The sequence below is a fragment of the Leucobacter celer subsp. astrifaciens genome, from assembly GCF_001273835.1.
Lineage (GTDB): Bacteria > Actinomycetota > Actinomycetes > Actinomycetales > Microbacteriaceae > Leucobacter > Leucobacter celer.
Window position 1 is genome coordinate 1 of the sequence record NZ_JHEI01000005.1, and the last position, 223, is coordinate 223.

The following is a 223-nucleotide window of genomic DNA, read 5'->3' on the forward strand; positions in this document are numbered from 1 at the left end:
CCGAGCGGCGGTCCCCGCCCCCGGGACGTCGACCAGGCGATGCTCGCCGCGGCCCTCGGCGCGCGCACCCACATGCGCTCCGGCGCCGGCATCGCGCGCACCGTGGATTGCGCCGTCTCGTACGCGCCGGCCGGGCGTCGCCCCGCGGTGATCGCCATCCCCTCCTGCACCAGAGCCCAGTCGGCGGTCACGCCCGCGCTCGGCTCCCCCGCACCTCCGTCGA

1 protein-coding gene is annotated in these 223 nt (G+C 78.9%); it reads right to left on the reverse strand.

The window, feature by feature from the left end; translation table 11 throughout:
- On the reverse strand, positions 1–223 hold a 223-nt coding region (locus AMS65_RS19625), incomplete at both ends, for a hypothetical protein (RefSeq protein ID WP_162231728.1).